Source organism: Serratia sp. DFXYC6, from assembly GCF_057196085.1.
In genome coordinates this window covers 460,502-485,053 of the sequence record NZ_JBXUNV010000002.1, presented here as the reverse complement: position 1 = coordinate 485,053, position 24,552 = coordinate 460,502, and the positions used below count along the sequence as shown (strand labels likewise).

At 59.9% G+C, this 24,552-nt stretch carries 31 protein-coding genes; 17 read left to right on the top strand and 14 right to left on the bottom strand.

Translation table 11 applies throughout. The features are described from left to right. Positions 1-199: 199 nt before the first annotated feature. Together AC2CGQ_RS15745 and AC2CGQ_RS15740 are read left to right on the top strand one after the other, a co-directional pair. Complete coding sequence (locus tag AC2CGQ_RS15745) at positions 200-667, top strand: ribonuclease (protein WP_160125787.1); 468 nt, start codon at positions 200-202, stop codon at positions 665-667. 5 nt (positions 668-672) lie between these two features. After that, a complete protein-coding gene (locus tag AC2CGQ_RS15740) occupies positions 673-972 on the top strand; it encodes a barstar family protein (protein ID WP_004936963.1) in 300 nt (99 codons plus the stop codon). 30 nt (positions 973-1,002) lie between these two features. Here the strand turns inward: AC2CGQ_RS15740 and yjgA are convergent, their stop codons facing one another. Then, a complete protein-coding gene (gene yjgA / locus AC2CGQ_RS15735; RefSeq protein ID WP_004936968.1) occupies positions 1,003-1,551 on the bottom strand; it encodes a ribosome biogenesis factor YjgA in 549 nt (182 codons plus the stop codon). A 179-nt stretch (positions 1,552-1,730) separates the two neighbouring features. Here yjgA and pmbA point away from each other — a divergent pair, with 179 nt between their 5' ends. Together pmbA and cybC are read left to right on the top strand one after the other, a co-directional pair. Beyond that, on the top strand, positions 1,731-3,071 hold the full coding sequence (pmbA, locus tag AC2CGQ_RS15730; RefSeq protein ID WP_004936970.1) for a metalloprotease PmbA: 1,341 nt from the start codon (positions 1,731-1,733) through the stop codon (positions 3,069-3,071). 138 nt (positions 3,072-3,209) lie between these two features. Beyond that, on the top strand, positions 3,210-3,596 hold the full coding sequence (gene cybC / locus AC2CGQ_RS15725; protein WP_015379185.1) for a cytochrome b562: 387 nt from the start codon (positions 3,210-3,212) through the stop codon (positions 3,594-3,596). A gap of 4 nt (positions 3,597-3,600) precedes the next feature. Here the strand turns inward: cybC and AC2CGQ_RS15720 are convergent, their stop codons facing one another. Next, positions 3,601-4,383 (bottom strand): AraC family transcriptional regulator, encoded by a 783-nt coding sequence (locus AC2CGQ_RS15720; protein ID WP_380692236.1) that lies wholly within the window; start codon positions 4,381-4,383, stop codon positions 3,601-3,603. Positions 4,384-4,666: 283 nt separating this feature from the next. On the opposite strand from AC2CGQ_RS15720, the gene AC2CGQ_RS15715 reads away from it, so the two are divergent. From AC2CGQ_RS15715 to AC2CGQ_RS15705, 3 genes are read left to right on the top strand one after another with little or no spacing between them, the layout of a single operon-like run. Further along, the gene (locus AC2CGQ_RS15715) at positions 4,667-6,121 is read left to right on the top strand and encodes an FAD/NAD(P)-binding protein (protein WP_021505114.1); all 1,455 of its coding nucleotides are present in this window, start codon (positions 4,667-4,669) and stop codon (positions 6,119-6,121) included. Then, positions 6,118-6,999, top strand: coding sequence for a formyltransferase family protein (locus tag AC2CGQ_RS15710; RefSeq protein WP_015379183.1), 882 nt, complete (start codon positions 6,118-6,120; stop codon positions 6,997-6,999). The genes AC2CGQ_RS15715 and AC2CGQ_RS15710 overlap by 4 nt, the downstream gene beginning before the upstream one ends. Further along, the gene (locus AC2CGQ_RS15705) at positions 6,992-7,780 is read left to right on the top strand and encodes a sulfite exporter TauE/SafE family protein (RefSeq protein WP_015379182.1); all 789 of its coding nucleotides are present in this window, start codon (positions 6,992-6,994) and stop codon (positions 7,778-7,780) included. The genes AC2CGQ_RS15710 and AC2CGQ_RS15705 overlap by 8 nt, the downstream gene beginning before the upstream one ends. 37 nt (positions 7,781-7,817) lie before the next feature. Here AC2CGQ_RS15705 and rnk read toward each other — a convergent pair whose 3' ends face one another. After that, positions 7,818-8,228: a nucleoside diphosphate kinase regulator gene (gene rnk, locus AC2CGQ_RS15700; RefSeq protein ID WP_004936993.1), complete on the bottom strand. Its 411-nt coding sequence runs from the start codon at positions 8,226-8,228 to the stop codon at positions 7,818-7,820. Between the two features lie 452 nt (positions 8,229-8,680). Between rnk and AC2CGQ_RS15695 the strand changes: the two genes are divergently transcribed. From AC2CGQ_RS15695 to AC2CGQ_RS15650, 10 genes are all read left to right on the top strand, one after another. Then, positions 8,681-8,998 carry a glycine dehydrogenase gene (locus tag AC2CGQ_RS15695; protein ID WP_086016691.1) on the top strand — a complete coding sequence of 106 codons (318 nt, stop codon included), beginning with the start codon at positions 8,681-8,683 and terminating at the stop codon, positions 8,996-8,998. A gap of 36 nt (positions 8,999-9,034) precedes the next feature. Continuing rightward, complete coding sequence (locus tag AC2CGQ_RS15690) at positions 9,035-9,400, top strand: glycine-rich SFCGS family protein (RefSeq protein WP_004937000.1); 366 nt, start codon at positions 9,035-9,037, stop codon at positions 9,398-9,400. Then, positions 9,400-9,696, top strand: coding sequence for a DUF4312 family protein (locus AC2CGQ_RS15685; protein WP_004937003.1), 297 nt, complete (start codon positions 9,400-9,402; stop codon positions 9,694-9,696). The genes AC2CGQ_RS15690 and AC2CGQ_RS15685 overlap by 1 nt, the downstream gene beginning before the upstream one ends. Positions 9,697-9,726: 30 nt before the next feature. Next, positions 9,727-10,503: a DUF4311 domain-containing protein gene (locus tag AC2CGQ_RS15680; protein ID WP_004937006.1), complete on the top strand. Its 777-nt coding sequence runs from the start codon at positions 9,727-9,729 to the stop codon at positions 10,501-10,503. Between the two features lie 11 nt (positions 10,504-10,514). Next, complete coding sequence (locus AC2CGQ_RS15675; protein ID WP_004937013.1) at positions 10,515-11,165, top strand: DUF4310 family protein; 651 nt, start codon at positions 10,515-10,517, stop codon at positions 11,163-11,165. 63 nt (positions 11,166-11,228) lie between these two features. After that, positions 11,229-12,368, top strand: a complete 1,140-nt coding sequence (locus AC2CGQ_RS15670; RefSeq protein ID WP_015379181.1) for an amidohydrolase/deacetylase family metallohydrolase — start codon at positions 11,229-11,231, stop codon at positions 12,366-12,368. Continuing rightward, complete coding sequence (locus tag AC2CGQ_RS15665; protein ID WP_004937017.1) at positions 12,352-13,470, top strand: DgaE family pyridoxal phosphate-dependent ammonia lyase; 1,119 nt, start codon at positions 12,352-12,354, stop codon at positions 13,468-13,470. The genes AC2CGQ_RS15670 and AC2CGQ_RS15665 overlap by 17 nt, the downstream gene beginning before the upstream one ends. Beyond that, on the top strand, positions 13,467-14,207 hold the full coding sequence (gene dagF / locus AC2CGQ_RS15660; RefSeq protein ID WP_004937022.1) for a 2-dehydro-3-deoxy-phosphogluconate aldolase: 741 nt from the start codon (positions 13,467-13,469) through the stop codon (positions 14,205-14,207). Before AC2CGQ_RS15665 ends, dagF begins: the two co-directional genes overlap by 4 nt. 86 nt (positions 14,208-14,293) lie before the next feature. Beyond that, positions 14,294-15,508 carry a lactonase family protein gene (locus tag AC2CGQ_RS15655; protein WP_156866269.1) on the top strand — a complete coding sequence of 405 codons (1,215 nt, stop codon included), beginning with the start codon at positions 14,294-14,296 and terminating at the stop codon, positions 15,506-15,508. A 51-nt stretch (positions 15,509-15,559) separates the two neighbouring features. Next, positions 15,560-17,476, top strand: a complete 1,917-nt coding sequence (locus tag AC2CGQ_RS15650; RefSeq protein WP_015379179.1) for a BglG family transcription antiterminator — start codon at positions 15,560-15,562, stop codon at positions 17,474-17,476. A gap of 3 nt (positions 17,477-17,479) precedes the next feature. Here the strand turns inward: AC2CGQ_RS15650 and AC2CGQ_RS15645 are convergent, their stop codons facing one another. From AC2CGQ_RS15645 to kdsC, 11 genes are all read right to left on the bottom strand, one after another. After that, entirely contained in the window at positions 17,480-17,902 is a 423-nt protein-coding gene (locus AC2CGQ_RS15645; RefSeq protein ID WP_015379178.1) for a helix-turn-helix domain-containing protein, read from the bottom strand. Continuing rightward, positions 17,899-18,210, bottom strand: a complete 312-nt coding sequence (locus AC2CGQ_RS15640) for a type II toxin-antitoxin system HigB family toxin (protein WP_004937033.1) — start codon at positions 18,208-18,210, stop codon at positions 17,899-17,901. Before AC2CGQ_RS15640 ends, AC2CGQ_RS15645 begins: the two co-directional genes overlap by 4 nt. 294 nt (positions 18,211-18,504) lie before the next feature. Continuing rightward, positions 18,505-18,777, bottom strand: a complete 273-nt coding sequence (gene npr / locus AC2CGQ_RS15635) for a PTS phosphocarrier protein NPr (RefSeq protein ID WP_004937034.1) — start codon at positions 18,775-18,777, stop codon at positions 18,505-18,507. Beyond that, positions 18,774-19,628: an RNase adapter RapZ gene (gene rapZ / locus AC2CGQ_RS15630; protein ID WP_015379177.1), complete on the bottom strand. Its 855-nt coding sequence runs from the start codon at positions 19,626-19,628 to the stop codon at positions 18,774-18,776. The genes npr and rapZ overlap by 4 nt, the downstream gene beginning before the upstream one ends. 127 nt (positions 19,629-19,755) lie before the next feature. Then, positions 19,756-20,217, bottom strand: a complete 462-nt coding sequence (gene ptsN / locus AC2CGQ_RS15625) for a PTS IIA-like nitrogen regulatory protein PtsN (protein WP_016930212.1) — start codon at positions 20,215-20,217, stop codon at positions 19,756-19,758. A gap of 155 nt (positions 20,218-20,372) precedes the next feature. Further along, complete coding sequence (gene hpf / locus AC2CGQ_RS15620) at positions 20,373-20,660, bottom strand: ribosome hibernation promoting factor (RefSeq protein WP_004937038.1); 288 nt, start codon at positions 20,658-20,660, stop codon at positions 20,373-20,375. 23 nt (positions 20,661-20,683) lie between these two features. Further along, entirely contained in the window at positions 20,684-22,117 is a 1,434-nt protein-coding gene (rpoN, locus tag AC2CGQ_RS15615) for an RNA polymerase factor sigma-54 (protein WP_484593748.1), read from the bottom strand. Positions 22,118-22,169: 52 nt separating this feature from the next. Continuing rightward, entirely contained in the window at positions 22,170-22,895 is a 726-nt protein-coding gene (gene lptB / locus AC2CGQ_RS15610) for an LPS export ABC transporter ATP-binding protein (RefSeq protein ID WP_004937040.1), read from the bottom strand. Positions 22,896-22,901: 6 nt separating this feature from the next. Continuing rightward, complete coding sequence (gene lptA, locus AC2CGQ_RS15605; RefSeq protein WP_004937045.1) at positions 22,902-23,441, bottom strand: lipopolysaccharide ABC transporter substrate-binding protein LptA; 540 nt, start codon at positions 23,439-23,441, stop codon at positions 22,902-22,904. Further along, entirely contained in the window at positions 23,410-23,988 is a 579-nt protein-coding gene (lptC, locus tag AC2CGQ_RS15600) for an LPS export ABC transporter periplasmic protein LptC (RefSeq protein WP_004937047.1), read from the bottom strand. The genes lptA and lptC overlap by 32 nt, the downstream gene beginning before the upstream one ends. Beyond that, positions 23,985-24,539, bottom strand: a complete 555-nt coding sequence (kdsC, locus tag AC2CGQ_RS15595; RefSeq protein WP_015379176.1) for a 3-deoxy-manno-octulosonate-8-phosphatase KdsC — start codon at positions 24,537-24,539, stop codon at positions 23,985-23,987. The genes lptC and kdsC overlap by 4 nt, the downstream gene beginning before the upstream one ends. Between the last annotated feature and the right edge of the window lie 13 nt (positions 24,540-24,552).

Below are 24,552 nucleotides of genomic sequence, written 5' to 3'. Positions count from 1 at the left end.
CATGTGAGGCGGCCCGTTTTCAGAGAGACTCCGAGTGCCAGAACGGCTGGAAAGTGGCATCATTGTCATGAGTGGATGAAACGCTTACCGCCGCGAAAACGTGACGTGCCGGTCATCTTAGTTTCATCCTGGTCGGCTATATACCTAACTAGCCTGGGGGAGCTGCGGCGCCTTCGGCGGCATAATTTCAGGGAATGTCATGAACAAGCGGATTCTGTTGGCGATTGTCATCGCCGTGGTCATCGCCGTCTTCAGCGCGCTGCGCGGCAACGAGCACCGTGCGATCGGCGGCAATGCAACGGGGGTACAAGCGCCGGCGGGGCAACAGCAGAGCATCGATCGGCTCACGCAGCAGCAAACGGTGGTGAGCTACCTGCAGCAGCATCAGCGGCTTCCGGGCTATTACGTCACCAAGAAGCAGGCGCGCGAGCAGGGCTGGGACCCGCGTTCAGGCAACCTCTGTGCGGTATTGCCGGGCAAGGCGATTGGCGGCGATCGATTCTCTAACCGTGAAGGGCAACTGCCGAGCGCCGGCGGCCGGGTCTGGCGCGAAGCGGACATCAATTACCAGTGTGGCCGGCGCGGCGCCGATCGCCTGCTGTATTCGAGCGACGGTCTGATCTTCGTCACGCGCGACCATTACAAAAACTTCATTCGTGTGGAGTGAGTTTGATGGCAAAAGTAGAGTTTGATTTTGAACAGATCCAGGATGTGCCGACCTTCTACCGCGATTTTGCGCACAAGTTTGCGCTGGACGAGGGATTCGGCGCCAACCTCGACGCGCTGTGGGACGTAGTGACCGGCGATATCGGTCTGCCGGTGGAAATCGAGTTCACTCACCTGAATGCCCGCAGCAAGCGTCGTTTCGGCGCGATCATTCTGCTGTTTGAAGAGGCGGAAGAAGAGCTGGAAGGCAGCCTGCGCTTCAATATCCGCGAAAGCAGCGGCGAACCGGCACATCACCGGGGATGAAACGGGTTCATCCCGGGATGGCGGCGGCGCTTAGTCGGCCGCTTCGGCCAGCTCGCGCAGGTATTGGAAGATCTGGCGGTAAGCCTTAGGCGGCTTGTTGGCGGCCTTCTCTTTCTGCGCGTTGCGCACCAGTGAACGCAGCTGTTGGCGATCGGCGGCCGGATACAGATCCAGGATCGACGGAATGACGTCATCGCCTTCTTCGACCAGACGGTCGCGCAGCGCTTCCAGCTTGTGGAACAGCGAAACCTGCTGATTGTGGCGGTTTTTCAGCTTGTCGAGCGCGGTCTGGATCGGCTCGATATCGCGGGCGCGCAGCATCTTGCCGATCAGCTGCAGCTGACGGCGACGGCCCTCTTTTTTGATCTTCTGCGCCAGCTCGATGGCGGCGCGCAAATCTTCGTCCAACGGAATGCGATCCAGCGCGTTTTTGCCCAGATCGACCATTTCGGCCCCCAGGTCTTTCAGCGCTTCGGCATCACGTTTAATTTCACTTTTACTGACCCAGATAATCTCGTCATCGTCCTCGTTTTCATTCTCCGGGACATCGTCGAGCCAGTCTTCAGGCTGTTTGTTCATGGTAGGCTCCGTTAAAAAGAGGCTAATCCTAACAGGTTGCTGGCTTTATGCGAAATTCAACGCGGTTCCTGTTAGACTCAACGGCAGAGATCTCAGGATTTTTGCGCGCCGCTCCGCGTGCACAACTACGCCGCTCCGGCACTTTTCTCAACGATTTTCTGATTAATTATGGCAGATTGATGAAAGTAGTCACTCAAGTTGCAGAACAGCGCAAGGCGCTGGAACAGGCCGTTTCTCAGGCGCTGGAGCTGGCTCGCGCCGGTTCCGACGCGGCGGAAGTCGCGGTCACCAAATCGACCGGCATCAGCGTCAGCACCCGCTTCGGCGAAGTGGAAAACGTCGAGTTCAACAGCGATGGCGCGCTGGGCATTACCGTGTATCACCGCCAGCGCAAAGGCAGCGCCTCTTCCACCGATCTCAGCCCGGACGCCATCGCTCGCACCGTACAGGCGGCGCTGGACATCGCGCGCTATACCTCTGAGGATCCCTGCGCCGGCCCGGCGGAGAAAGATCTGCTGGCGTTCGAGGCGCCGGATCTCGATCTGTTCCACCCGACCGAGCTGGACGCCGAGCGCGGCATTGAGCTGGCGGCGCGCGCCGAGCAGGCTTCGCTGGCGGCGGACAAACGCATTACCAACACCGAAGGCGGCAGCTTCAACAGCCACTACGGCATCAAGGTGTTCGGCAACAGCCACGGCATGCTGCAAAGCTACTGTTCCAGCCGTCACTCGCTGTCCAGCTGCGTCATCGCAGAACAGGACGGCGACATGGAGCGGGATTACGCTTACACCATCGGCCGGGCGATGGGCGATCTGCACAGCCCGGAGTGGGTGGGGCAGGAGTGCGCCCGCCGCACGCTGGCGCGCCTCGCGCCGCGCAAACTGTCGACCATGAAGGCGCCGGTGCTGTTCGCCTCCGAGGTGGCCACCGGATTGTTCGGCCATCTGGTAGGCGCCATCAGCGGCAGCAGCGTTTATCGCAAATCTACCTTCCTGTTGGACTCGCTCGGCAAGCAGATCCTGCCGGCGTGGCTGACCGTCGAGGAGCATCCGCACCTGCTGAAAGGGCTGGCGTCGACGCCGTTCGACAGCGAGGGCGTGCGCACCCAGCGGCGCGATATCGTCAAGGATGGCGTGCTGCAAACCTGGCTGATGACCAGCTACTCGGCGCGCAAGCTGGGCCTGCACAGCACCGGCCATGCCGGCGGCATCCATAACTGGCGCATTGCCGGGCAGGGCGCAGACTTCGCCGGCATGCTGAAGCAGCTCGGTACCGGCCTGGTGGTCACCGAATTAATGGGCCAGGGCGTCAGCGGCGTCACCGGCGATTATTCTCGCGGCGCCGCCGGTTTTTGGGTGGAAAATGGCGAGATCCAGTACCCAGTCAGCGAGATCACCATCGCCGGCAACCTGAAAGACATGCTGCGCAACATCGTCAGCGTCGGCAGCGATATCGAAACCCGCAGCAATATCCAGTGCGGTTCGGTGCTGCTGCCGGAAATGAAGATCGCCGGCCAGTGATCCGCTGCGCGGCCGGCGCCCGCCGGCCGCGCGTTATCCCGTCTCAACCTTGCTTACAAATCTCCGGTTTCGATTTTTCCCGGCCTTGCCTATGGTAACGGTGGGTTAATTACAACAATAACTGGAAGGTGAGCAAACATGCAGAATACCCTGAAAGCGTTGGCGGCGTTGACGCTGCTGGCAGCCAGTTCGCTGGCGGTCGCCGCCGATCTGGGCGACGATATGGACACCCTGGCGGAAAACTACAAAACGGTGCTGAATACCGACTCCGCCGCTACCCTCAAACAGAGCCTGCAGAACATGCGCGCCGCCGCGCAGGATGCCAAACAGGGCACCCCGCCGAAGCTGGAAGACAAAGCCGCCGACAGCCCGGAGATGAAAGATTTCCGCAGCGGGTTGGATACCCTGATCGGCCAGATCGATCAGGCGCTGGCGCTGGCCAATCAGGGCAAAGTCGCCGAAGCGAAGCAATTGGCGCAAGGCTTCAAACAAACCCGCGACGCCAACCACAAGAAATTCCGCTAATCCGTCAACCGTCGCGCCCGTCTTCCGTCAAATAGGAGGAGGGCGCCTGCCCCAGCACGCGGCGGAACATGGTTGAAAACGCCGCGCTGCTGTCATATCCCATCTCCATCGCCACCTGCGTCACGCTGTGCCCTTCGGCCAGCAGCGCCAACGCCAACACCACGCAGGCGCGCTGGCGCCATTGCGAAAAAGGCAGGCCGGTCTGCGCGCGAAAGAAGCGGCTGAAGGTGCGAATGCTCATGTACAGACGCGGGGCCCACCGCTGCGCGGAGTCGTGGGCGTCGGGGTGTTGCAAAAAGGCGCGGCACAGCTCACCCAGCCGAGGATCGGCGGGCAGCGGGATGTGCAACGGCAAAGGTTGCAGCCGGGCCAGCTCGTGCAGCAGCAGCGCCGCCAGCGCGCCGTCGCGGCCCTGTTGTTCATACTCCAGCGGCATATCCACCGCCGCCATCAACAGCTGGCGCATCAGCGGCGTGACGCTGACCACCTGACATACCTGCGGGCGTTCGGCGGGTAACGCGCCGGGTTCGAGGTACAGGCTGCGGGTGGTGACGCCGACCATCCGCACCGCGTGCGGCATCTGCGGCGGCAGCCACACCGCGTGCTGCGGCGGAACGACCCAATTACTTTGCTGCGTGAAAACGTGCATGACGCCGGTAGCGCCGTACAGCAACTGCGCGCGCCGGTGGCTGTGCATTGGCAGCAGGTGCCCCGGCGGATAATCGGTGCCGATGGCGATCACCGCGCGGGTTACGTGGTCGATGTCATCAATGCGGACGTTGCGCATGTGTTCCCTTTGGCGGGCAAATTGGCCGAAACGCAATGATAGTTGGCCTTTCATATAAAGCAAGCCAGCGACGGTCGCCCTACTATCGGGGCAGAAAAATAACGCTTGTTCGGGGCGCCGTTATTTTATCGGCCATGAAGCCCGTACAAGTCTTCACACCAGGGTGGGACGAAGGTTCTCGTTCTCGCAATACAAGAAGTTAATAAGGAATAAAGCGTCATTTTATTCCAACACCTGAAGCAATAGTTCTTAGCGCAGTTCAATGACTATAAGGTGATATTTCATGTATAAGTTCGGTGTGATTGGCGGCGGGGCCGCCGGCATCTCTTTTGCCTATAACTTTATAAAAAATAAGTCGGTTAATCATTGCAAAAGGCCGCTTTCCCTGACGGTTTTCGACAAGCAGGGATTTAAAGGCGGTATGGCATACAGCAGCGATTTTGACAGCCATATATTAAATATGACGCCGGAAAATATGTCGGCGGATATTTTCGACGAAGCGCACTTCGTTGATTGGATCGCCATGCATTTTCCGCAGTTTTGCCAGGATCGTTATCCGCCGCGCTGGCTGTATCGGGAATATCTCGATTTTATTCGCGACATGACGATATATATGGCGGCGGACAGTAACGTAGCGCTGAATTTCGTGACCGCCGAAGTGAATGCCATCGCGCCGCACGAAGCCGGCTATCGGCTGACCACCGCCTGCGGCGGCGCCGAGCAGATGAACGCGCTGGTGCTGTGTTCGGGGCACAACCCGCCGGAATGCCTTTACCCAGTGGATGGGGTGATCGCTTATCAGGCTCATCAGGATCTGCCGCCGATCAACCCTTATTCGAGCATCGGCGTGATCGGCTGCAGCCTGACGGCGATTGACGCCATCGTTGAACTGATGGAGCGGCTGGGAGCGACCGACATCTGCGCCCTGTCGCGCTCGGGCCTGTTCCCCAGCGTGCAGCCGGCGCTGATGCGTCCGCCGCCGGAGGCGTTTGTTGAGGCGCTGCGGCGCTTTGTCGCCGGCCGCGATTTTATTGACGCGCATCAGCTGGTGCATGCGATCAACGCCGCGCTGGCGCGCCACTATCCGGGGCCGGAGCGGCTGACGGTGCTCTCGGCGCTGGGGGAAAGGCGCGATTGCTACCGCGATCTGGCGGACAGCCTCGATCGCGCGCGCTTTGCCAGGGAGCATATCTGCAGCTATCTGGCGGCGATCCACCCGGCGGTGTGCGCCGCCTGGGTCAAGATGGATGCCAACAACCGGCAGGTCTTCATGCGCTTTTACAACTCCTCCTGGATGCGCAATCGGCACGCCATGCCGATCAAGAATGCCAACAAGATCGTGGCGGCGCTGGAGAGCCAACGCCTGCGCGCCTGCGGCGGCCTGGTGGATATCAGCAAGGCAACGGACGGGTTTATCCTTCGTTGCCATGAGACGCGGGTGCGCGCGCAGTATCTGTTCAACTGCACCACGCCTTCCTATCAACTGCCGCCCAACCGCCTGAGCCAGCAGCTGCTGCAAGACGGGCTGGTGCAAGAGAACCTGTTCGGTGGCGTGAAGTGCAACCCGCATACGCTGAAAATCGCCGACCGACGCGGCCGTGAGCAGCATCTCTACTCGCTCGGCGCGCCCGCCAAGGGCGATCTTTTTTATACCTCGGCGATGGAATCCATCACGCGGGATATCAGCAAAATCGTGTTCAACAACCCTATTTTCAACGCAAAGAAGGCTGAAGTATGAAAAACGTAGCGCTCTTTGTCGGCAACGACATTTTCTCCTGGCTGGTGTGTCAGGATCTGATCGCCGCCCTGAAAGGCGAGTGTGCTTTTACGGTGTATTTCCCCTTGGCGAAAAGCGGCGGCCGCACCCAGGAGCCGGCGGTTCGCCGCCTGGGGCTGTACGAGCGCGAGGTGCTGAACGATTTTGTATTCCCGTTCGTTGGCCGCAACGCCGCCGCCTGTGAGGGTGCCTATCAACCGCCGGCCCTGTTCCTGGCCGCCGCCGGGGTCAAAGCGCATCGCGTTCTCGACATCAATGACGCCACGTTTATCAGCAGCCTGGAGCATATGGACGCGGTGATCTCCCTGCGCTGCTATCAGAAATTCTCCGCCGACTATGTGCGCGCCTTCAGCCGACGCGGCAAGCTGCTGTGGAACCTGCACCCCGGCGACTTGCCGCGCTATCGCGGGGTGATGACGCTATTCCGCGCAATGATGAACGGTGACAAGGGCTGTGCGGTGACGCTGCATGAAATGGATGAGCACTGGGACGCCGGCCCGGTGCTCGCCCGTCTGCCCGCCGAGCTGCGTCACGATCTGTCGTTCCTGGAAAACATGATGTTGCTGGGCGTGCAAAGCGGCACCTTCCTGGCGCGCCAGCTCATGCGGGCGGAACGGCGCGAAGCGATAGCGGCGGAAAAGCAGGGTGATTCGCGCTATTGGGGCTTCCCGGACGCACAGACGCTGGCGCGGGCGGAACAGGCGGGCATTGAGCTGGTGGATCACGACGCCGTGCGCGATCAGTATCTGGGGCTGTTCGTCGGCGATCGTTTCCATCCGCTGGCGGGGCAGTTCTGCGCCGGGTTCGACGACTTCGTGCGGGCGCACGGCCATGATTGAAACGTTGATTGTACTGGGTGCCGGTTTTCTGACCGGCATCACCACCATTCTGTTCGGCTTCGGCGGCGGCTTTGTGGTGGTGCCTTTTGTCTATCACCTGATCTCCGCCTCGGGCGAGCAGCCCGGCCAGGCGATGCATATTGCTGTAGCGACCTCGACAGCGGTGATGATCCTCAACGCGAGTTATGCCACCCTGACCAACTGGCGCAGCGGCAACCTGCTGCGAGAAACCATCGTACCGCTGATCTTTTTCATCGGCATCGGCGCGGCGCTGGGCGCGTTCGCCTCCTCGCTGCTGGCGGACGGCGTGATCCGCTGGCTGTTTGTGGTCTATATGACGGTGACCATCGCCGACTGTCTGTTCCGCCGGGGCTTCCTGATCAAACCGGCGCGCGCCGAACTGTCTCCCGCCACGTTGTGGGGCGGCGGGCCGTTGATCGGCGGCATCGCCACGCTGCTGGGGGTGGGCGGCAGCGTGATGACCGTGCCGCTGCTGCGTCGCCATGGTTACGACATGAAATATTGCGTCAGCGCCGCCAACCCGCTGTCGATCCCGGTGGCGGTGATCGGGGCGCTGATGTATATCGTGTTGGGGTGGCGCGAGATGAGCGGGCCGCAGTATCTGGGTTACGTCAATCTGAACATTCTGGGGCTGCTGGTGGCGGCGGGGATTGCGGGGATCGTGTTTGCCAGGCGCTGTTTGCCGAAGGTGAGCGATGCGCTGCATGCCAAAATCTACGTGCTGCTGCTGATCGCCGTGCTGATCGCTATCTGCCTCTGAGACAGAAAGGGCGGCCGGATGCCGCCCTGAAAACCGCTTAACGGTGGTATTCGCCCGCCGCTTCCGGCTGGTACAGCAATTCCAGCACTTCAATCCGCGCTTCTTCACCGTTCGGCAATTGCCAGGAGATCTGCTTGCCGACGTGCATGCCGAGCAGCGCTGCGCCCAGCGGCGCCATCACCGACAGCTGATCGTGGCTGTCTTTCAGCGAAGCTGGGTAGACCAGCGTGCGCACATGCTCTTCATCGGTGTGCAGATCGCGAAAACGCACGCGGCTGTTCATGGTCACCACGTTGGCCGGCATTTTCTCCGGCGGCAGGATTTCCGCGCGATCCAACTCGTCGTTCAGCGCGGCGGCGACGTCGGTGTTGGCAAAGGCCGGTTGTTCCAATAGCGCATCCAGGCGTTCCGCATCCAGCTCATTAATAGTAATGATGGGTTTGGTCATTCCACTCTCCAGTCAAATCAAAGGGCGCCAGTCTGTGCGCCCATAAATTCGGAAAAACAACACAAAGCAACACCCCCGCGCCAGAGGAGCGGGGGTGTGGGTAATGTCGATTTGTCCCATTGATAGTAGGCGGTTGGGGCGAGAAAAGAAAGAGATCCCGATCACGAAGGCTTTTATCGTCAATCGAGACAAAAAAACCGTTAGCCGGGTTATGTATTTGTTATCTCATTCACTTTTTCGCCGCAGCGCCGTTTTGCGAAATGGATCTCCGCGCGTCATTCGATTTCCACTTCGAACTGGAAAAAACCGGTCTCCACAGAAAATCTTGCCGGGGGTAGGGTAAAGACATCACAGAAAGCGGGTTATTCAGGTGATGCGCTTTACGGCTTACTGATTAATGTGGGATCTAGGGGTACTGAAAAGTGAATGATGGATCTGCTTCATTAAAAGAAATTGAACAATCCGATATCAGCGAAGCCGGTGAGATCACCGCTCGGGTGCTGGCGGATATTACCGCGATGCTGAATGCTGAGAATATTTATACCAATGCGGTGCAGCAACAGATGCTGGAATCGCATATTCGCGCCATGGTGCTGCGCTCAATAACCGGCGAGCCGTTGCCGGAGGTGGATAAATCATTGTTCGACGAAATTTCCGCCGAGTCCATGCAAATGGCGGAGCGCGTGGTGGATCAGTTTGGCACATTGCCTATCGAAGAGGCCTATTTGCTGTCCGTGCACTTCGAAGTGGCGAAAGATAATAACGCATAGCGGTTAACGCATCGATTTCAATCAGGAGAATATACCATGGGTCAAATTACCGTAGTGATCGGCGATCGTTTGGGCAAAGGGCAAAAAGTCGGCCAGGGCGTTGAAAACGCAGGCGGAAAAGCGGTGGTCATCCCCGGCGTGGCGGCGGATATGAAGCTGGGCGACGTCATGAAAGCGGAAAACGCGCAGCTGGGCATCTCTTTTTGCGGCAGTGGCGGCGCCGGTGCGATTACCGCGCAAACCAAATACGGCTACAAAGCCAAATACGGCATGCGTTCGGTGGAAGAGGGCGTGACGGCAATTAACGAAGGCTGCAACGTGCTGGGTTTCGGCTTTATGGATAAAGAAGAGCTGGGCCAGAAACTGGTGGAAGCCTACGTCAAAAAACATGGCAACCCATAATGAAAGAGCAATATACCACATCGGTAAAGGTGGAGGGTAAAGGCGACAGCAAAGCGAAAGCTTTTGCTTCCGCCTTGGCTAATGTGCAGGGCGCGGTATTAAAGTCCACCAACAATATTCTGCTGCGCATCGAGCCGCAGGACGTCAGCGTAGTGAAGGCGGAAGAGAAAATAACTAAAGAGAAATTTCTTTTCTTCTTTTTGCCGCGTGAAAGAAAGAGCTATGCCGTTTCTCTGGAAATAACCGTGAACGTAACCATTATCAATACCGAGAAGGTTGTCTTCGTCACGAAATAAAAACGTTAGCATAAATGAAAGGGTATACTGATGTTTTTAATCATCTTATTTAAATCGATTATTATCGGTGGGCTGGTGGGGGTCGGCGTAGGGGCCGGCGCCGCACGCATGTTCCACGCGCCGACAACACAGGGCATGGGAGCGTTTCGCACCCTGGGCGAGCTGAACTCCTGCGAGGGCGATCCGGCTTCCCACTTCTCATTCGGTCTGGGCTTCTTCTTCAACGCCTGGGCGTCTTCCGTGGCGGCGGGCTCCTTCACGCAGGACGTCGATCACCGCATCATCCCGCACTGGGGTGCGGCGGCCCTGATGGTCAAGAATCGCAATCTGGCGCAAACGCTGCACGATCCGAAAAAAATGGCTATCGCCTGCGGCATCATCGGCATGCTGGTGGTGGCCTTCCTCAATACCACCGCTTCCGCCGTGCCTGCCGCGCTGCAGGTTACCGCGATCAAGGTGCTGGTGCCGGCGGCCAACCTGCTGGTGAACACCGTGATGCCGGTGATCTTCTGGCTGGCGGCGATCGACGCCGGGCGCCGTTCCGGCTTCTGGGGCACCATCTTCGGCGGCCTGGCGCAGCTGATCATGGGCAACGCCGTACCGGGCCTGGTGCTGGGCATTCTGATCGGCAAGGGCGTGGAAGAGAGCGGCTGGAACAAGATCACCAAGATCATGATGGCGGTGATCGTGCTGCTGTTCGTGCTGAGCGGCTTCTTCCGCGGCTTCGACATGAAAGTTCTCGAGTCCTTCAGCCTCGGCGTGCCGGGCTGGCTGGACGCCATTCACAACACCCTGAGCGGTAAATAAGGAGCGGGATGATGGAAGAGCAAACCCAAAAAGGCTTCTGGTACGCCGACTGGTCATTCCCGATTTTTGTTGGCCTGCTGTCCTCCGGCGTGTTCGCCGGGACGCACATGTACTACCTGTACGGCATCGGCGCCTTTAACGAAGTGGCCTTCGTCTCCATGCTGCGGGCGGGGATGGATACCGGCGTGTACGGCGCGGTGGCGGCGTTCGGCGCCAGCTTCCTGTTCGCGCGCATCATCGAAGGCTCGCTGGTGGGCATCCTCGACATCGGCGGCGCGATCCAGACCGGCGTCGGGCTGGGCGTACCGGCGCTGCTGCTGGGGGCCGGCATCGTGTTCCCGGTCGCCAACTTCGCCGCGTCGCTGGCCACCGGTCTGATCATCGGCCTGGCGATCGGTTACGTGATCATCCTGGCGCGCAAATTCACCATCAATCAGAGCAACTCCACCTACGGCGCGGACGTGATGATGGGCGCGGGCAACTCGTCGGGCCGTTTCCTCGGGCCGTTGATCATCCTGTCGGCGATGACCGCTTCGATCCCGATCGGCATCGGTTCGCTGCTCGGCGCGCTGCTGTTCTATATCTGGGGCAAACCGATCACCGGCGGAGCGATCCTCGGCGCGATGATCCTGGGGGCGATCTTCCCGGTAGCCATTTCTTAAGAGGCCTGCGCCAGGCGCCGCCCGAGGCTGCGGCGGCGCCCGGGCTAACAGGAGCAATGCGGTATGTATGACTTAGTAATCAGAGGCGCCAGACTGGCGGACGATACGCTGATCGATCTGGCGGTAAAGGACGGAAAAATAGCCTCGGTGGGGCGGCTGGCGGCGGACGTCAGCGCCGTTCGCCAGCTGGATCTGGCGGGCAACTGCCGCCTGAGCGCCGGTTGGATCGACGCGCACGTGCACTGCTATCCTGAATCGCCGATTTACCATGACGAGCCGGATCGGGTCGGCGTCGCCAGCGGCGTCACCAGCGTGGTCGACGCTGGCAGCACCGGCGCTGACGATATCGACGCCTTTTATCAGCTGACGCGCAGCGCCAAAACCAACGTTTTCGCCTTCCTCAACATCTCGCGCATCGGCCTGCTGCGGCAGAACGAGCTGGCGGAGTTGACGGACATCGACAAGCGCGAGGCCGGCCAGGCCATCGCCAATCACCCCGGTTTCATCATCGGCATCAAGGCGCGCATGAGCAGCAGCGTGGTGGGGAAAAACGGTACCCGGCCGCTGGTGTTGGCCAAAGAGATCCAGCAGGAAAACCGCCAGCTGCCGCTGATGGTGCATATCGGCAACAACCCGCCGGATCTGGACGACATCGCCGATCTGCTGACCCGCGGCGACATCATCACCCACTGCTACAACGGCAAACCGAACCGCATTCTGACGCCGGCGGGCACATTGCGCGAGTCTATCCAGCGCGCGCTGCGGCGCGGCGTGTTGCTCGACGTGGGGCACGGCACCGCCAGCTTCAGCTTCGAGGTGGCGCGCCAGGCGATCAAACTGGGCATTTTGCCGTACACCATCAGCTCCGATATTTACTGCCGCAACCGCATGAACGGGCCGGTGCATAGCCTGGCGACGGTGATGTCCAAATTCTTCAGCGTCGGCCTGACGCTGCCGCAGGTGATCGCCTGCGTGACGGAGAACGCCGCGTCGGCGCTGCAGCTCAGCGGCAAAGGGCGGCTGGAGCCGGGCTATGACGCCGATTTCACGCTGTTTGAACTGCGCCGCGAACCGCAGGTGTTCGCCGACGCCGAAGGGCAAACCGCCGAGGGCGAACGGCTGTTGGTGCCGCTGGCCGCGGTGGTGGCCGGGGAAATCCTATTAACCGAACAAGGGGAGGCAAGCCATGTCTTCGATTTATGAAAAATACGGTTTGAAGCAGGTGATCAACACCTCCGGCCGCATGACCATTCTCGGCGTTTCCACGCCGCGCCAGGACGTGATCGACGCCGTTGATTACGGCCTGAACCACTATTTCGAAATCAAGGATCTGGTCAACAAGACCGGCGCCTATATCGCCGATCTGCTCAACGTGGAGGACGCGGTGATCGTCTCCTGCGCCTCGGCGGGCATCGCCCAGTCGGTGGCGGCGGTGATCGTTAAAGATAACGCCAATCTGCTGGTGAACCTGCATTCGGCGCCGATCGCCGTGCCGCGCGAGATCGTGCTGCCGCGCGGTCACAACGTCAACTTCGGCGCGCCGGTGGACACCATGGTGGCGCTGGGCGGCGGCAAGGTGGTGGAGGCGGGCTACGCCAACGAATGTTCGCCGGAGCAGATTGAAGCCTGCATCACGCCGCAGACGGCGGCGATCCTGTACGTCAAATCGCACCACTGCGTGCAGAAAAGCATTCTGTCCGTCGAACAGGCGGCGGTGGTGGCGCGCAAACATAACCTGCCGCTGATCGTCGACGCCGCGGCGGAAGAAGATCTGATGTGTTACTACCAGATGGGGGCCGATCTGGTGATCTACAGCGGCGCCAAAGCCATCGAGGGGCCGACCAGCGGCCTGGTTATCGGCAAGAAACAGTACGTCGGGTGGGTGAAGCTGCAGTCCGGCGGCATCGGCCGGGCGATGAAGGTCGGCAAAGAGGGCATCCTCGGCCTGACGCAGGCAATTGAAAGCTATCTGACGCTTGAGAAAACCACCGGGCAACAGATGGTGGCGCGGATGACGCCGTTCCTCAACAGCCTCAACACCCTGACCGGCGTCAGCGCCAAAACCGTCTGGGACAGCGCCGGCCGCGATATCGCCCGCGCCGAGATCACCTTTGATGAGGCGGTGCTGGGGCGGTCGACCTATGACATCGTTCAGGCGCTGAAAACCGGCGATATTGCCATCTACTTCCGCGGCTACAAGGCCAACGAGGGCAAGATTGAGGTCGACGTGCGCAGCGTCGACGAGCAACAGCTGATGACCGTCTTTAGCTGTATCAAGAACCTGTTTACGGAGAAACAAGCATGAAGCTGCAGCCTAACTACTATCGCGACCGCGTCTGCCTGAACGTGCTGGCCGGCTCCAAAGCCAACGCGCAGGACATCTACGCCGCGGCGGAAGGCCATGTGCTGGTGGGCGTGCTCTCCAAGAACTACCCGGACGTCGACAGCGCGGTGACCGACATGCTGCGCTATGCGCGCCTGATCGACAACGCGCTGTCGGTCGGCCTGGGCGCCGGCGATCCGAAGCAGTCGGCGATGGTCAGCCTGATCGCTCAGCAGGTGCAGCCGCAGCACGTTAACCAGGTGTTTACCGGCGTCGGCGCCAGCCGCGCGCTGCTGGGCCAGAACGACAGCGTGGTCAACGGCCTGGTGTCGCCGACCGGCCGCGTCGGCTGGGTGAAGATCTCTACCGGCCCATTGAGCGCCGCGGCGCCGGACGGCATCGTGCCGGTGGAAACCGCCATTGCTTTGCTGAAGGACATGGGCGGCAGTTCCATCAAGTATTTCCCGATGGGCGGCCTGAAGTGCAAGGACGAATACCAATACGTCGCCAAGGCCTGCGCCGAGCATGACTTCATGCTTGAGCCGACCGGCGGCATCGATCTGGAAAACTACGAGCCGATCGTTGAGATCGCCCTGGCGGCCGGCGTGAAACGCGTGATCCCGCATATCTACAGCTCGATCATCGACGCCGCCAGCGGCGACACGCGTCCGCAGGACGTGAAAACCCTGCTGGCGATGACCAAAAAGCTGGTGGGTTGAACGCGTAATGGGATGAGGTAAACGCTGGGAGGCGAAGGTTTTCCCGTGGCGCGGCATGCCGCGCCTTACCTATACTGAGGATTACTATGCGAAACTGGCAGGTTCCAACCCGACGCACCGCGTTGTTCCTGGCGCTGCTGGCCGTGACCGGCCCGGCGCTGCATGCTGAGGATGCAATGAACTCCACGTCATCTCATTTCGCCTATATCGGCACCTACAATCCCAACGGCGAAGGCGTTTACCGGGTGCAGGTCGATCCGGCCAGCGGCGCGCTGAGCCACGCCACGCTGGTCAGCAACGTGCCGAATCCGGCGCAGCTGACGCTGAGCGTTGACGGCAAGACGCTGTATGTCGCCAGTGAAGTGGCCGACTTCAACGGCGGCAAACACGGCGGCATCACCGCTTACCGGGTCAATCCGGCCGATGGCGCACTGACGCAGCTCAACCAGGTAGATTCGCAGGGGGCAGGGCCGGTGTATCTCTCCTTGACGCCGGACGGCCGCTATCTGCTGGTGGCGAACTATGTCAGCGGCAGCGTGGCGGCTTTTCCGATTGAAGCGGACGGCAGCCTGGGCGCCGCCAGCTCGGTGCAGCAACAGCAGGGCCCGGCGGGCGCGGCCAAACCGGCGGCGGCGGTGAACGGCAGCTTCGCCATCAGCGATCACAACGGCCCGCATGCCCATATGATCGCCAGCGATCCGAGCGGCAAGTTCGTGTTCTCCACCGATCTGGGGTTGGATCGCATCTACCAATGGCGCTTTGACGCCGCGAGCGGCCGCCTGACGCCGAACGATCCGCCGTGGATCGCCGCCTCTTCCGCCGGCGCCGGCCCGCGTCATTTTGTGTTCCACCCGGACGGCGACACCGTGCTGCTGGTGAACGAAGAGGCCTCGACGTTGACCAGCTACCGTTTTGATCGCCAAAAAGGTACTCTGAAACAACTGCATGCGGTTTCCGCGCTGCCCGCCGACTATCAGGGCACCAGCTTCGCTTCGGGGCTGGCGCTCAGCAAGAACGGCGACACGCTGTACGTCGCCAACCGGCTGCATAACAGCATTGCCCAGTTCAGCGTGGGCGCCGGCGGCGAGTTGAAACCGGTGGCGGAAACCTGGACCCGCGGCGATTATCCGCGTTCGCTGGCGCTGAGCCCGGATGGCCGCTATCTGTATGCGCTGAACCAGCGCAGCGATAACGTCACCCGCTTCAGCGTCAACCCGACGGACGGCAAACTCAGCTTTGTGGGCGGCTATCTGCCGATCGGCAGCCCCTCGCAAATGGCGTTCCTGCCGCCGGCGAAGTAACCCGTGGCCCGCCCGGTTCGCCGGGTGGGCCGCCTGATTGACGGACACAGAATGGTGCGATTTCCTTACCCGCGTTTGGCTTACTTGTTCGATGCTTTGCAAACCGAGACTTTGCCGCAGGATGAGCTGGCGAAGCGTTTCGCCGTGTCCACCCGCACGGTGCGGGCGGATATCACCGCGCTGAACGAGATCCTGGACAAATACGGTGCGCGCTTCGTGCATAGCCGCGGGGCCGGCTATCGTTTGCAGGTCGATAACGCCGCGCTATTCAGCGCCCTGCAGCATCAGGAGCGCCGCAAACAGGCCACCCCGCGCAGCGCGCAGGAGCGGGTGCATTATCTGCTGGTGCGTTTTTTGACCTCAGCCTTCTCTCTCAAACTGGAAGATCTGGCCGACGAATGGTTCGTCAGCCGCGGCACGCTGCAAAACGACATGGCTGAGGTGAGAGAGCGTCTGGCGCACTATCAATTGACGATCGAAACCAAGCCGCGCTACGGCATGAAGCTGTTCGGCGCGGAGATGGCGATCCGCGCCTGCCTGACCGATCTGCTGTTCCAGCTGCAGTTGGCCGACGCCGAGAACCCGTTGCTCAACAACGAGATCCTGTTGCAGCCTCAGGTGGCGGCGTTCGCCGGATTGTTGCACCCGCTGTTGTCGCAATACGCCATTCGCCTGACCGACGAGGGCGAGCAGTACCTGATCTTCTACTGCGCGGTGGCGCTGCGGCGCATCAACGACGGTTATCCGCTGCCGGACTTCGAGGTGGAGGACGGCGACGAGGCGGTGCGTCAGGTGTCGACCCGTCTGGCGGCGGAGCTGCGCGCGGCCTCCGGCAAAGAGATCTCGATGGCCGAAGAGGCCTATCTGCGGGTCAACATCGCCGCACGGCGCGTGCAGGACGTGCAGCCGACCGAGATCAACGCCGACGATGAAGAAGCGCTGGTGGACTACATCCTGTCCTACATCAACGCACACTATAACTACAACCTGCAGGGTGACGAGCAGCTGCGGGCCGATCTGCTCACCCATATCAAGACCATGATTACGCGGGTGAAATACCAGATCAATATCCCCAATCCGCTGCTGGCCAACATCAAGCAGCACTATCCGATGGCTTACGACGTGACGCTGGCGGCGGTCTCCAGCTGGGGCAAGTACACCCCCTATACCCTGAGCGAGAACGAGATCGGCTATCTGGTGTTGCACATCGGCGTGGGGCTGGAGCGGCATTACAACATCGGTTATGAACGCCACCCGCAGGTGATGCTGGTGTGCGACACCGGCAACTCGACGGTGCGCATGATCCAGGCGCAGATTGCGCGCAAGTACCCGCAGCTGGTGATGACGCGCATCGTCTCGCTGCGCGATTACGAGATGCTCGCGCACATCGACGAAGACTTCGTGATTTCCAACGCCCGCATCGGCGAGAAGAACAAGCCGGTGGTGGTGATGTCGCCGTTTCCGACCGATTATCAGCTGGAGCAACTGGGCAAGCTGGTGCTGGTGGATCGCACCCGGCCGTACATGCTGGAGAAGTTCTTCGACGCCGAACATTTTATGGTGCTCAACGAGCCGCTGACGCAGGCGGAGCTGTTCAGCCGGGTGTGCGGCCAGCTGGAGCGAGAAGGGTACGTCGGCGCGGACTTTTATCCGTCGGTGGTCGAACGCGAGGCGATCGTTTCCACGCTGCTGGGCGAGGGCATCGCGCTGCCGCATTCGCTGGGGCTGCTGGCGAAGAAGACCGTGGTGGTGACGCTGCTGGCGCCGCAGGGCGTCGCCTGGGGGGAAGGTGAGGTTGCGCACGTGATTTTCCTGCTGGCGATCAGCAAGAGCGATTATGAAGAGGCGATGGCGATCTACGAGCTGTTCGTCACCTTCGTGCGTGAACGTTCAATGAGCCGCCTGCTGGGCAGCGACAGCTTCGACAGCTTCAAAGCGGTGGCGCTGGACTGCCTGAGCCGGAGTTGAGGGCTAATCCGCTTCCGGCAGGAACAGGGCCGGGGGCAGATTGAAACGCTTGGCCAGCGCCATAATGTGCGGAATGGTCAGCGATCTTTTACCGTTCAGGATTTGGTTAACCAACGACTTTTTACCGATCTCATGTTCAAAATCACTTTGGCTGAGTTGGTGCTGTTCCATAAGGACGCGAAGCGCGGCTACCCCCTGTGGTAACTGGGCGATACGCTGGTTGAATGCGGTAAATTCGGCGCTGTTGTCTTCATATTCGGCGATCTTTTTTGCCAGCATGTCAATCAGCGGATGGTGTTCGTCGTTTTCCAGCAGGTATTCCACCAATTCAAGCGCTTCCCGGTAGTCTTGCTGAGCGCGGCTGCCCTGCAACAAGGGCACGGCGCGCAGTAGCGCATCGGCCGCCTTAATGGCATCTGTAATCATGATGAACTCCTTCGATAGTGCTGCATCAGCTTGTCGTATTCGGCGTGGCTAACGATATGCTTTATGAAGACTTTCTGTGTCTCGAAGCTGGCAAAGAACAAGATCCGCAGGTGGTTGCCGCCGACGTCAATGACCCACCATTTCTCTTTGTATTTCATACGATCGAGCGAAGGAAAAAGCGCTTTTAACTCGTCCGGCGTGCGGAACTCGCCCCGTCGCAACGCTTTATAAATGGCCTCGAGAGCAGTGGCTTCATTGGGATATTGCTTCGTTGCGTTATTGAACGGTTCCCTGGAAATGATATGCATCGTTCCTTCGATTCCTACCCGGTGAACATTATAGCGACTGCCGGTGAAGTTCACAAATTGTAAACTTTTCGTTGTCCCGTAAGCAAAGCGTGGGGAAACACCCGCCTGTTGTCTGTTTTTGCGTTACACACTATTGCGATTATCGTGGTGGGGGTAAATCCATGACGTGAATTTACAGGCGGTTACGGCTGATTCTGGAAGCGGATTCGCAAAGTGAGAAACGGGAGGGCTACGTTATGGGAGGGGCGGGGGCAACACATGCGCCGAGGCGACGCATGGGGAGAGTCTCAGCGACTAATCTTCATCAAACCCGGAGTTGAACAGCTCGACCACCGCCGCCAGCGCGTTGACTTCGTCGGGGCCGGTCGCTTCGACTTCGATATGCCGGCCCTGGGCGGAGTCCAGCATCAGCAGCGCGATGACGCTGCTGGCTTCGGCTTCGGTGCCGCTTTCGTTGCGCAGCATCACTTCGGCGTCGAAGCTTTGCACCAGTTCGAACAGTTTCATCGCCGGGCGCGCGTGCATGCCCAGCTTGTTTTTGATTTCAACCGTCTGTTTGACCGTCATTGTTTGCGCTTTTCCAGCGTGCGGTGGCGCGACTGCACGTTCTTGCCGCGCGAGCGGAAGTAATCGGCCAGCTGTTCCGCCACGTACACCGAACGGTGCTTGCCGCCGGTACAGCCGATGGCGACCGTCAGGTAGCTGCGGTTGTTGGTTTCCAGCATCGGCAGCCACTGTTCCAGATAGCTGCGGGTCTGGTAGATGAAGTTGTGCACTTCGGTATGGCGATCGAGGAACGACGCCACCGGTTTGTCCAGGCCGGTCATCGGCCGCAGCTTCGGATCCCAGTGCGGGTTCGGCAGGAAGCGCACGTCGAACACGTAGTCGGCGTCGATCGGGATGCCGTGTTTGAAGCCGAAGGATTCGAACACCATGGTCAGTTCGCGCTCGCGCTTGCCCAGCAGGCGGGTGCGCAGCATTTCGGCCAGCTCATGTACCGACATTTCCGAGGTGTCGATAATCAGGTCCGCCCGCGAGCGCAGCGGTTCGAGCAGATCGCTCTCTTCGTCGATGGCGCTTTCCAGCGACAGGTTTTTGCTGGAGAGCGGGTGCAGGCGGCGGGTGTCGCTGTAACGGCGGATCAGCGTGTTGCGATCGGCGTCGAGGAACAGCAACTGCGGCGAGAAGCTGTCCGGCAGCTGAGTCATCGCGTATTCGAACACTTCCGGTGATTCAGGCATGTTGCGCACGTCGATGCTGACTGCTGCGGAGATATTGCGTTCCGCCAGCGTATTGGCGAGCTGCGGCAGCAGCACCACCGGCAGGTTGTCAACGCAGTAAAAACCCATGTCTTCCAGCGCCCGCAAGGCGACGGATTTTCCGGAACCGGAACGGCCGCTGACAATCATCAGCACCATGTGGCAACTCCCCTGGCATCGCGGCGGCGTTCATCGCCACCGTTAAACTTTGTTATTCCGGCCGCAGCCGGATCCATCATCGTAAAACAGTATCGTTATCCGGGCTGGAAGTCACGCCGGCCGGGCATCACTCGGTGATGATTTGGTAAAGTTCTTCGTCGCTCTGCGCGGCGCGCAGGCGGCGGCATACGGTTTTGTCGGCCAGGCGTTTGGCGACCAGCGACAGCGTATGCAAATGGGTTTTGCACTGATCGGCAGGCACCAGCAGCGCGAACAGCAGGTCGACCGGCTGGTTGTCGATAGCGTCGAAAGCGATGGGTTGGTCGAGACGGATAAACACGCCAACGGCCCGCAGTGTGTCCTCTTCCAGTTTGCCGTGGGGAATGGCGATACCGTTGCCGATACCGGTGCTGCCCATGCGCTCCCGGGTGAGAACCGCGTCAAACACCACCTGCGAAGGCAGGTTGAGCTGTTTGGCGGCCAGTTCGCTGATAATTTCCAAAGCCCGCTTCTTGCTGGTGCAGTGTACCGAGCTTTTGGTGCACTCGATGTTTAACACCGAGCTTAATTGCATATATTCGTTGTTCATCTCATCTTCACTTAAAACCGCGCCGCCGGGCGAACCCGGTAAGGCGGTTTTTCGTCGGTTTTAACCCTGATTACCGTTCGGCGCGTCACCCATGCGGGTCACGCGCCGAAGGGGGAGGCGGCGACGGATGCCGCCTCATGGAATGGGTTAGGGTGTCAGTGTTGCTTCAATTTGTCTTTATGTTTGTTCAATTGACGTGCCAATTTGTCGATCAGCGTATCAATTGCGGCATACATATTCTCGTCTTCCGAGGTGGCGTGCAACTCGCCTCCATTCACGTGCACCGTTGCTTCCGCAATTTGCTGCACTTTTTCCACACTTAATACAACATACACCTGATTGATGCGATCAAAATACTGTTCGAGTTTGGCGAACTTGTTGTTCACGAACTCGCGCAACGGATCGGTGATTTCGATGTGGTGTCCGGTAATGTTGAGCTGCATAGTGTCTTCCTTCTCAATAGAGGTCAAACCAACTGTTTACGCTGGTTCGACGGCGGGATGGACAAAGACTCTCGGTACTTGGCGACGGTGCGCCGCGCCACGATGATCCCCTGATCGGCGAGCAGGGTGGCCAGCTTGCTGTCGCTGAGTGGTTTGGCGGGGTTTTCCGCCGCAATCAATTTCTTCACCAACGCGCGGATCGCCGTCGAGGAGGCTTCGCCGCCGCTGTCGGTATTCACGTGGCTGGAGAAGAAATATTTCAATTCGAAAATGCCGCGCGGGCTGTGCAGAAACTTCTGCGTGGTGACGCGCGAGATCGTCGATTCATGCATATCCACGGCCTGGGCGATATCCGCCAGCACCATGGGTTTCATAAACTCTTCGCCTTGCTCGAAGAACGCCTGCTGTTGATCGACGATGCAGCGGGTGACCTTCAGCAGCGTCTCATTGCGGCTCTCCAGGCTTTTAATCAGCCACTTGGCTTCCTGCAGGTTGCTGCGGATGAACTGGCCGTCGGCTTCACTGCGGGCGCTGTTGCCCAGCGCGGCGTATTGCTGATTGATCTTCAAACGCGGCACGCTGTCGCCGTTGAGCTCGACCGTCCATTTGTTCTGCGTCTTGCGCACCAGCACGTCCGGAATCACGTATTCCGATTCGCCGGTATTGATCGACTGCCCCGGGCGCGGATCGAGCGACTGAATCAGCAGCATCGCTTCTTTCAGTGTATCTTCTTTTAGCCGGGTTGATCGCATCAGGCTGCGAAAGTCATGGTTGGCCAGCAGATCCAGATGGTCGCTGATGATCAGCCGCGCTTCGGCCAGGTAAGGGGTGTCTTTGGCGTATTGGGAGAGCTGCACCAGCAGGCAATCGCGCAGATCGCGCGCGGCGACGCCGATCGGATCGAAACGCTGCACGCGCTTCAACACCGCCTCGACTTCCTCGAGGGTCACGTTTTCGTCACCCAGGCTTTCCAGAATGTCTTCCAGCGGCACGGTGAGATAGCCGGTGTCGTCCACCGCGTCGACGATGGAGGTGGCGATGGCGGCGTCGGTATCGGAAAACGGCGTCAGATCCACCTGCCACATCAGGTAATCCTGCAGCGTTTGGGTGGTCTCGCCCTGATAGACCGGCAGCTCGTCGTCGCTGTAGTCGGTGCCGGTGCCGGACGGCGTGCCGGCGGTGTAGATCTCATCCCAGGTGGCGTCCAGCGGCAGCTCTTCCGGCATGTCTTTCTGTTCCAGCGCCTCGCGGGTATCGAGCCCCTCGGTCTCCTGGGTTTCTTTGGCGTCGATTTCGTCGTGCAGATCGGTCTGTTCAAGCAGCGGATTGCTCTCCAGCGCCAGCTGGATCTCTTGCTGAAGCTCAAGCGTGGACAACTGCAGCAGGCGGATCGCCTGCTGGAGCTGAGGAGTCATGGCCAGCTGTTGACTGAGCCTGAGTTGCAAACCTTGCTTCATAGTTTTCTGTCTACTTCCGTTAACGGTGTCGCCCCGCAGGGCGCGCCGGCGCTTAGAGGCGGAACTCTTCGCCCAGATAAACGCGTTTAACCTGCTCGTCGGCCAGAATAGCATCCGGAGTGCCGTGGGCAATCAGTTTGCCCTGGCTGACGATGTAGGCGCGTTCACATACGTCCAGCGTCTCGCGCACGTTGTGGTCGGTGATCAGCACGCCCAGGCCGCTGTCACGCAGGTGCTCGATGATTTTTTTGATGTCGATAACGGAAATCGGATCCACCCCGGCGAAGGGTTCGTCCAGCAGAATGAATTTCGGGTTGGCCGCCAGCGCGCGGGCGATTTCGACGCGGCGGCGTTCACCGCCGGACAACGCCTGGCCAAGGCTGTCGCGCAGATGGGAGATATGGAACTCTTCCATCAGCTCCTTGGCACGGTCTTCGCGCTGTTCGCTGGTGAGGTCGGGACGGATCTCCAGCACCGCCATCAGGTTGTCGTACACGCTCAGGCGGCGGAAGATCGACGCTTCCTGCGGCAGGTAACCAATACCGCGGCGCGCGCGGGCGTGCAGCGGCAGCAGGCTGATGTCTTCTTCGTCGATCACGATGCGCCCGGCGTCGCGCGGCACGATGCCGACCACCATGTAGAAGGTGGTGGTTTTACCTGCACCGTTCGGGCCGAGCAGGCCGACGATCTCGCCGGATTTCACTTTCAGGCTGACGTCTTCGACAACTTTACGGCCCTTGTAGGCTTTCGCCAGGTTTTCTGCGATGAGTGTTGCCATAAGTGATTAGTTACTCTTTTTTTGCTCGTTTTTGTCTTGCAACTGCGACGGTACCAGAACCGTTGTCACGCGTTTGCCTTTATCGCTAAACGCCTGCATTTGCTGCTGTTGCACCAGATAGGTGATGCGATCGCCTTTCACGTTGCTGTCGAGCTGCTCCAGATAGGCGTTGCCCGTCAGGGTCACCAGCTGGGTCGCCACGTCGTAACGCACTTTCTGCGCGTGGCCTTTGACCGGCTTGCCGCTGTCCTGCATCTGGTAGAAGGTTACCGGGTTGCCGAACGCTTCAATATAGGTCTTATTCTGATCTCCGCCCGGGCGGGTGACTACCACCTTGTCTGCGCGAATATCGATGGTGCCCTGTTTGATCACCACGTTGTCGGTGAAGGTGCTGACGTTGCTTTGCATGTCCAACGACTGCTTGAGCGAGTCGATGCTGACCGGCTGGCTGGAGTCGGATTTCAGCGCCAGAGCGGGGGCGCTGGCGGCCAAAACTAAGCTGCCGAGCAACAGGTTACGGAGTTGGTTTTTGGTTCTGAATTTCATAGTTGGTCTTAACCTTATCAATCAGCTCAGCGGTTTTGGTCCGCAGGTTCCCACGCATTTTCATGCCGTTAGAGGTAAAATTGGTCCCGTAAAGCGTGACTTCGTCATCGGAGGTGACGTCCTGGGTGACCAGGTTTACCTGAGCGTTGTCCGTCTTAATTTTTTCCAGCTGCGAGGTGGTGGTCAGGCTGTTCACCTCGACGTGACCATACAGATACAGCATTCGGTCTTTAGTCAGTTTGGCGCGATCGGCGCGAACTGACCAGGTGGCCACCGCATTCTCATCGAACAGCGTCATCACCGGCTGGGTGAACCAGCTCAGCTCGCCGGCGGTGTAATACTTCGCGTCTTCCGCCACCAGCTTATAATTCAGTTTACCGGCCGGGTTGTACACCACGGTGACCGTGTGCTGGCTCTGGTAGGTCGGATCCTGATCGTTGACCGGGCCAGGGGCCGTGTCGTCGCTGAAGTCCGTCATGTTCCAGCCGATCAGCGCCAGAACGATCACCGTCAACAGGATGGTGATCCACAGTTTGGTTTTACTCATATCGACAGCCCTTTGGCGTCCTCCAGCTTATTTTGAGCCAAAAGAATGATGTCGCACAGTTCGCGTACCGCGCCGCGGCCGCCGGCAATGCGGGTGATGTAGTGGGCGCGCGGCGTCAGCAGCGGATGGGCGTCCGCCACCGCGACCGCCAGGCCGACCTGCGCCATCACCGGCCAGTCGATCAGGTCATCGCCGATATAGGCGACCTGATCCGCCGTTAACGACAGTTTATCCAACAGTTCGCGGAAGGCCAAAAGCTTATCGGACTGCCCCTGATACAGATGGGTGATGCCGAGCGTCTGCGCGCGGTCCTCCAGCAGCCTGGCGGAGCGCCCGGTGATGATCGCCACCTCGATGTCTGAGGTTTTCAAGCAGCGGATGCCGTAGCCGTCGCGCACGTTGAACGCCTTCAGTTCTTCACCGTTGTTGCCCATGAAGATCAGGCCGTCCGACAGCACGCCGTCAACGTCGCAAATCAACAGGCGGATGTTCCCGGCACGCGCCATAACCTCTTGTTCTACCGGCCCGTAGCAGGTTTCTACCATACCCATTCCGTTCTATTCC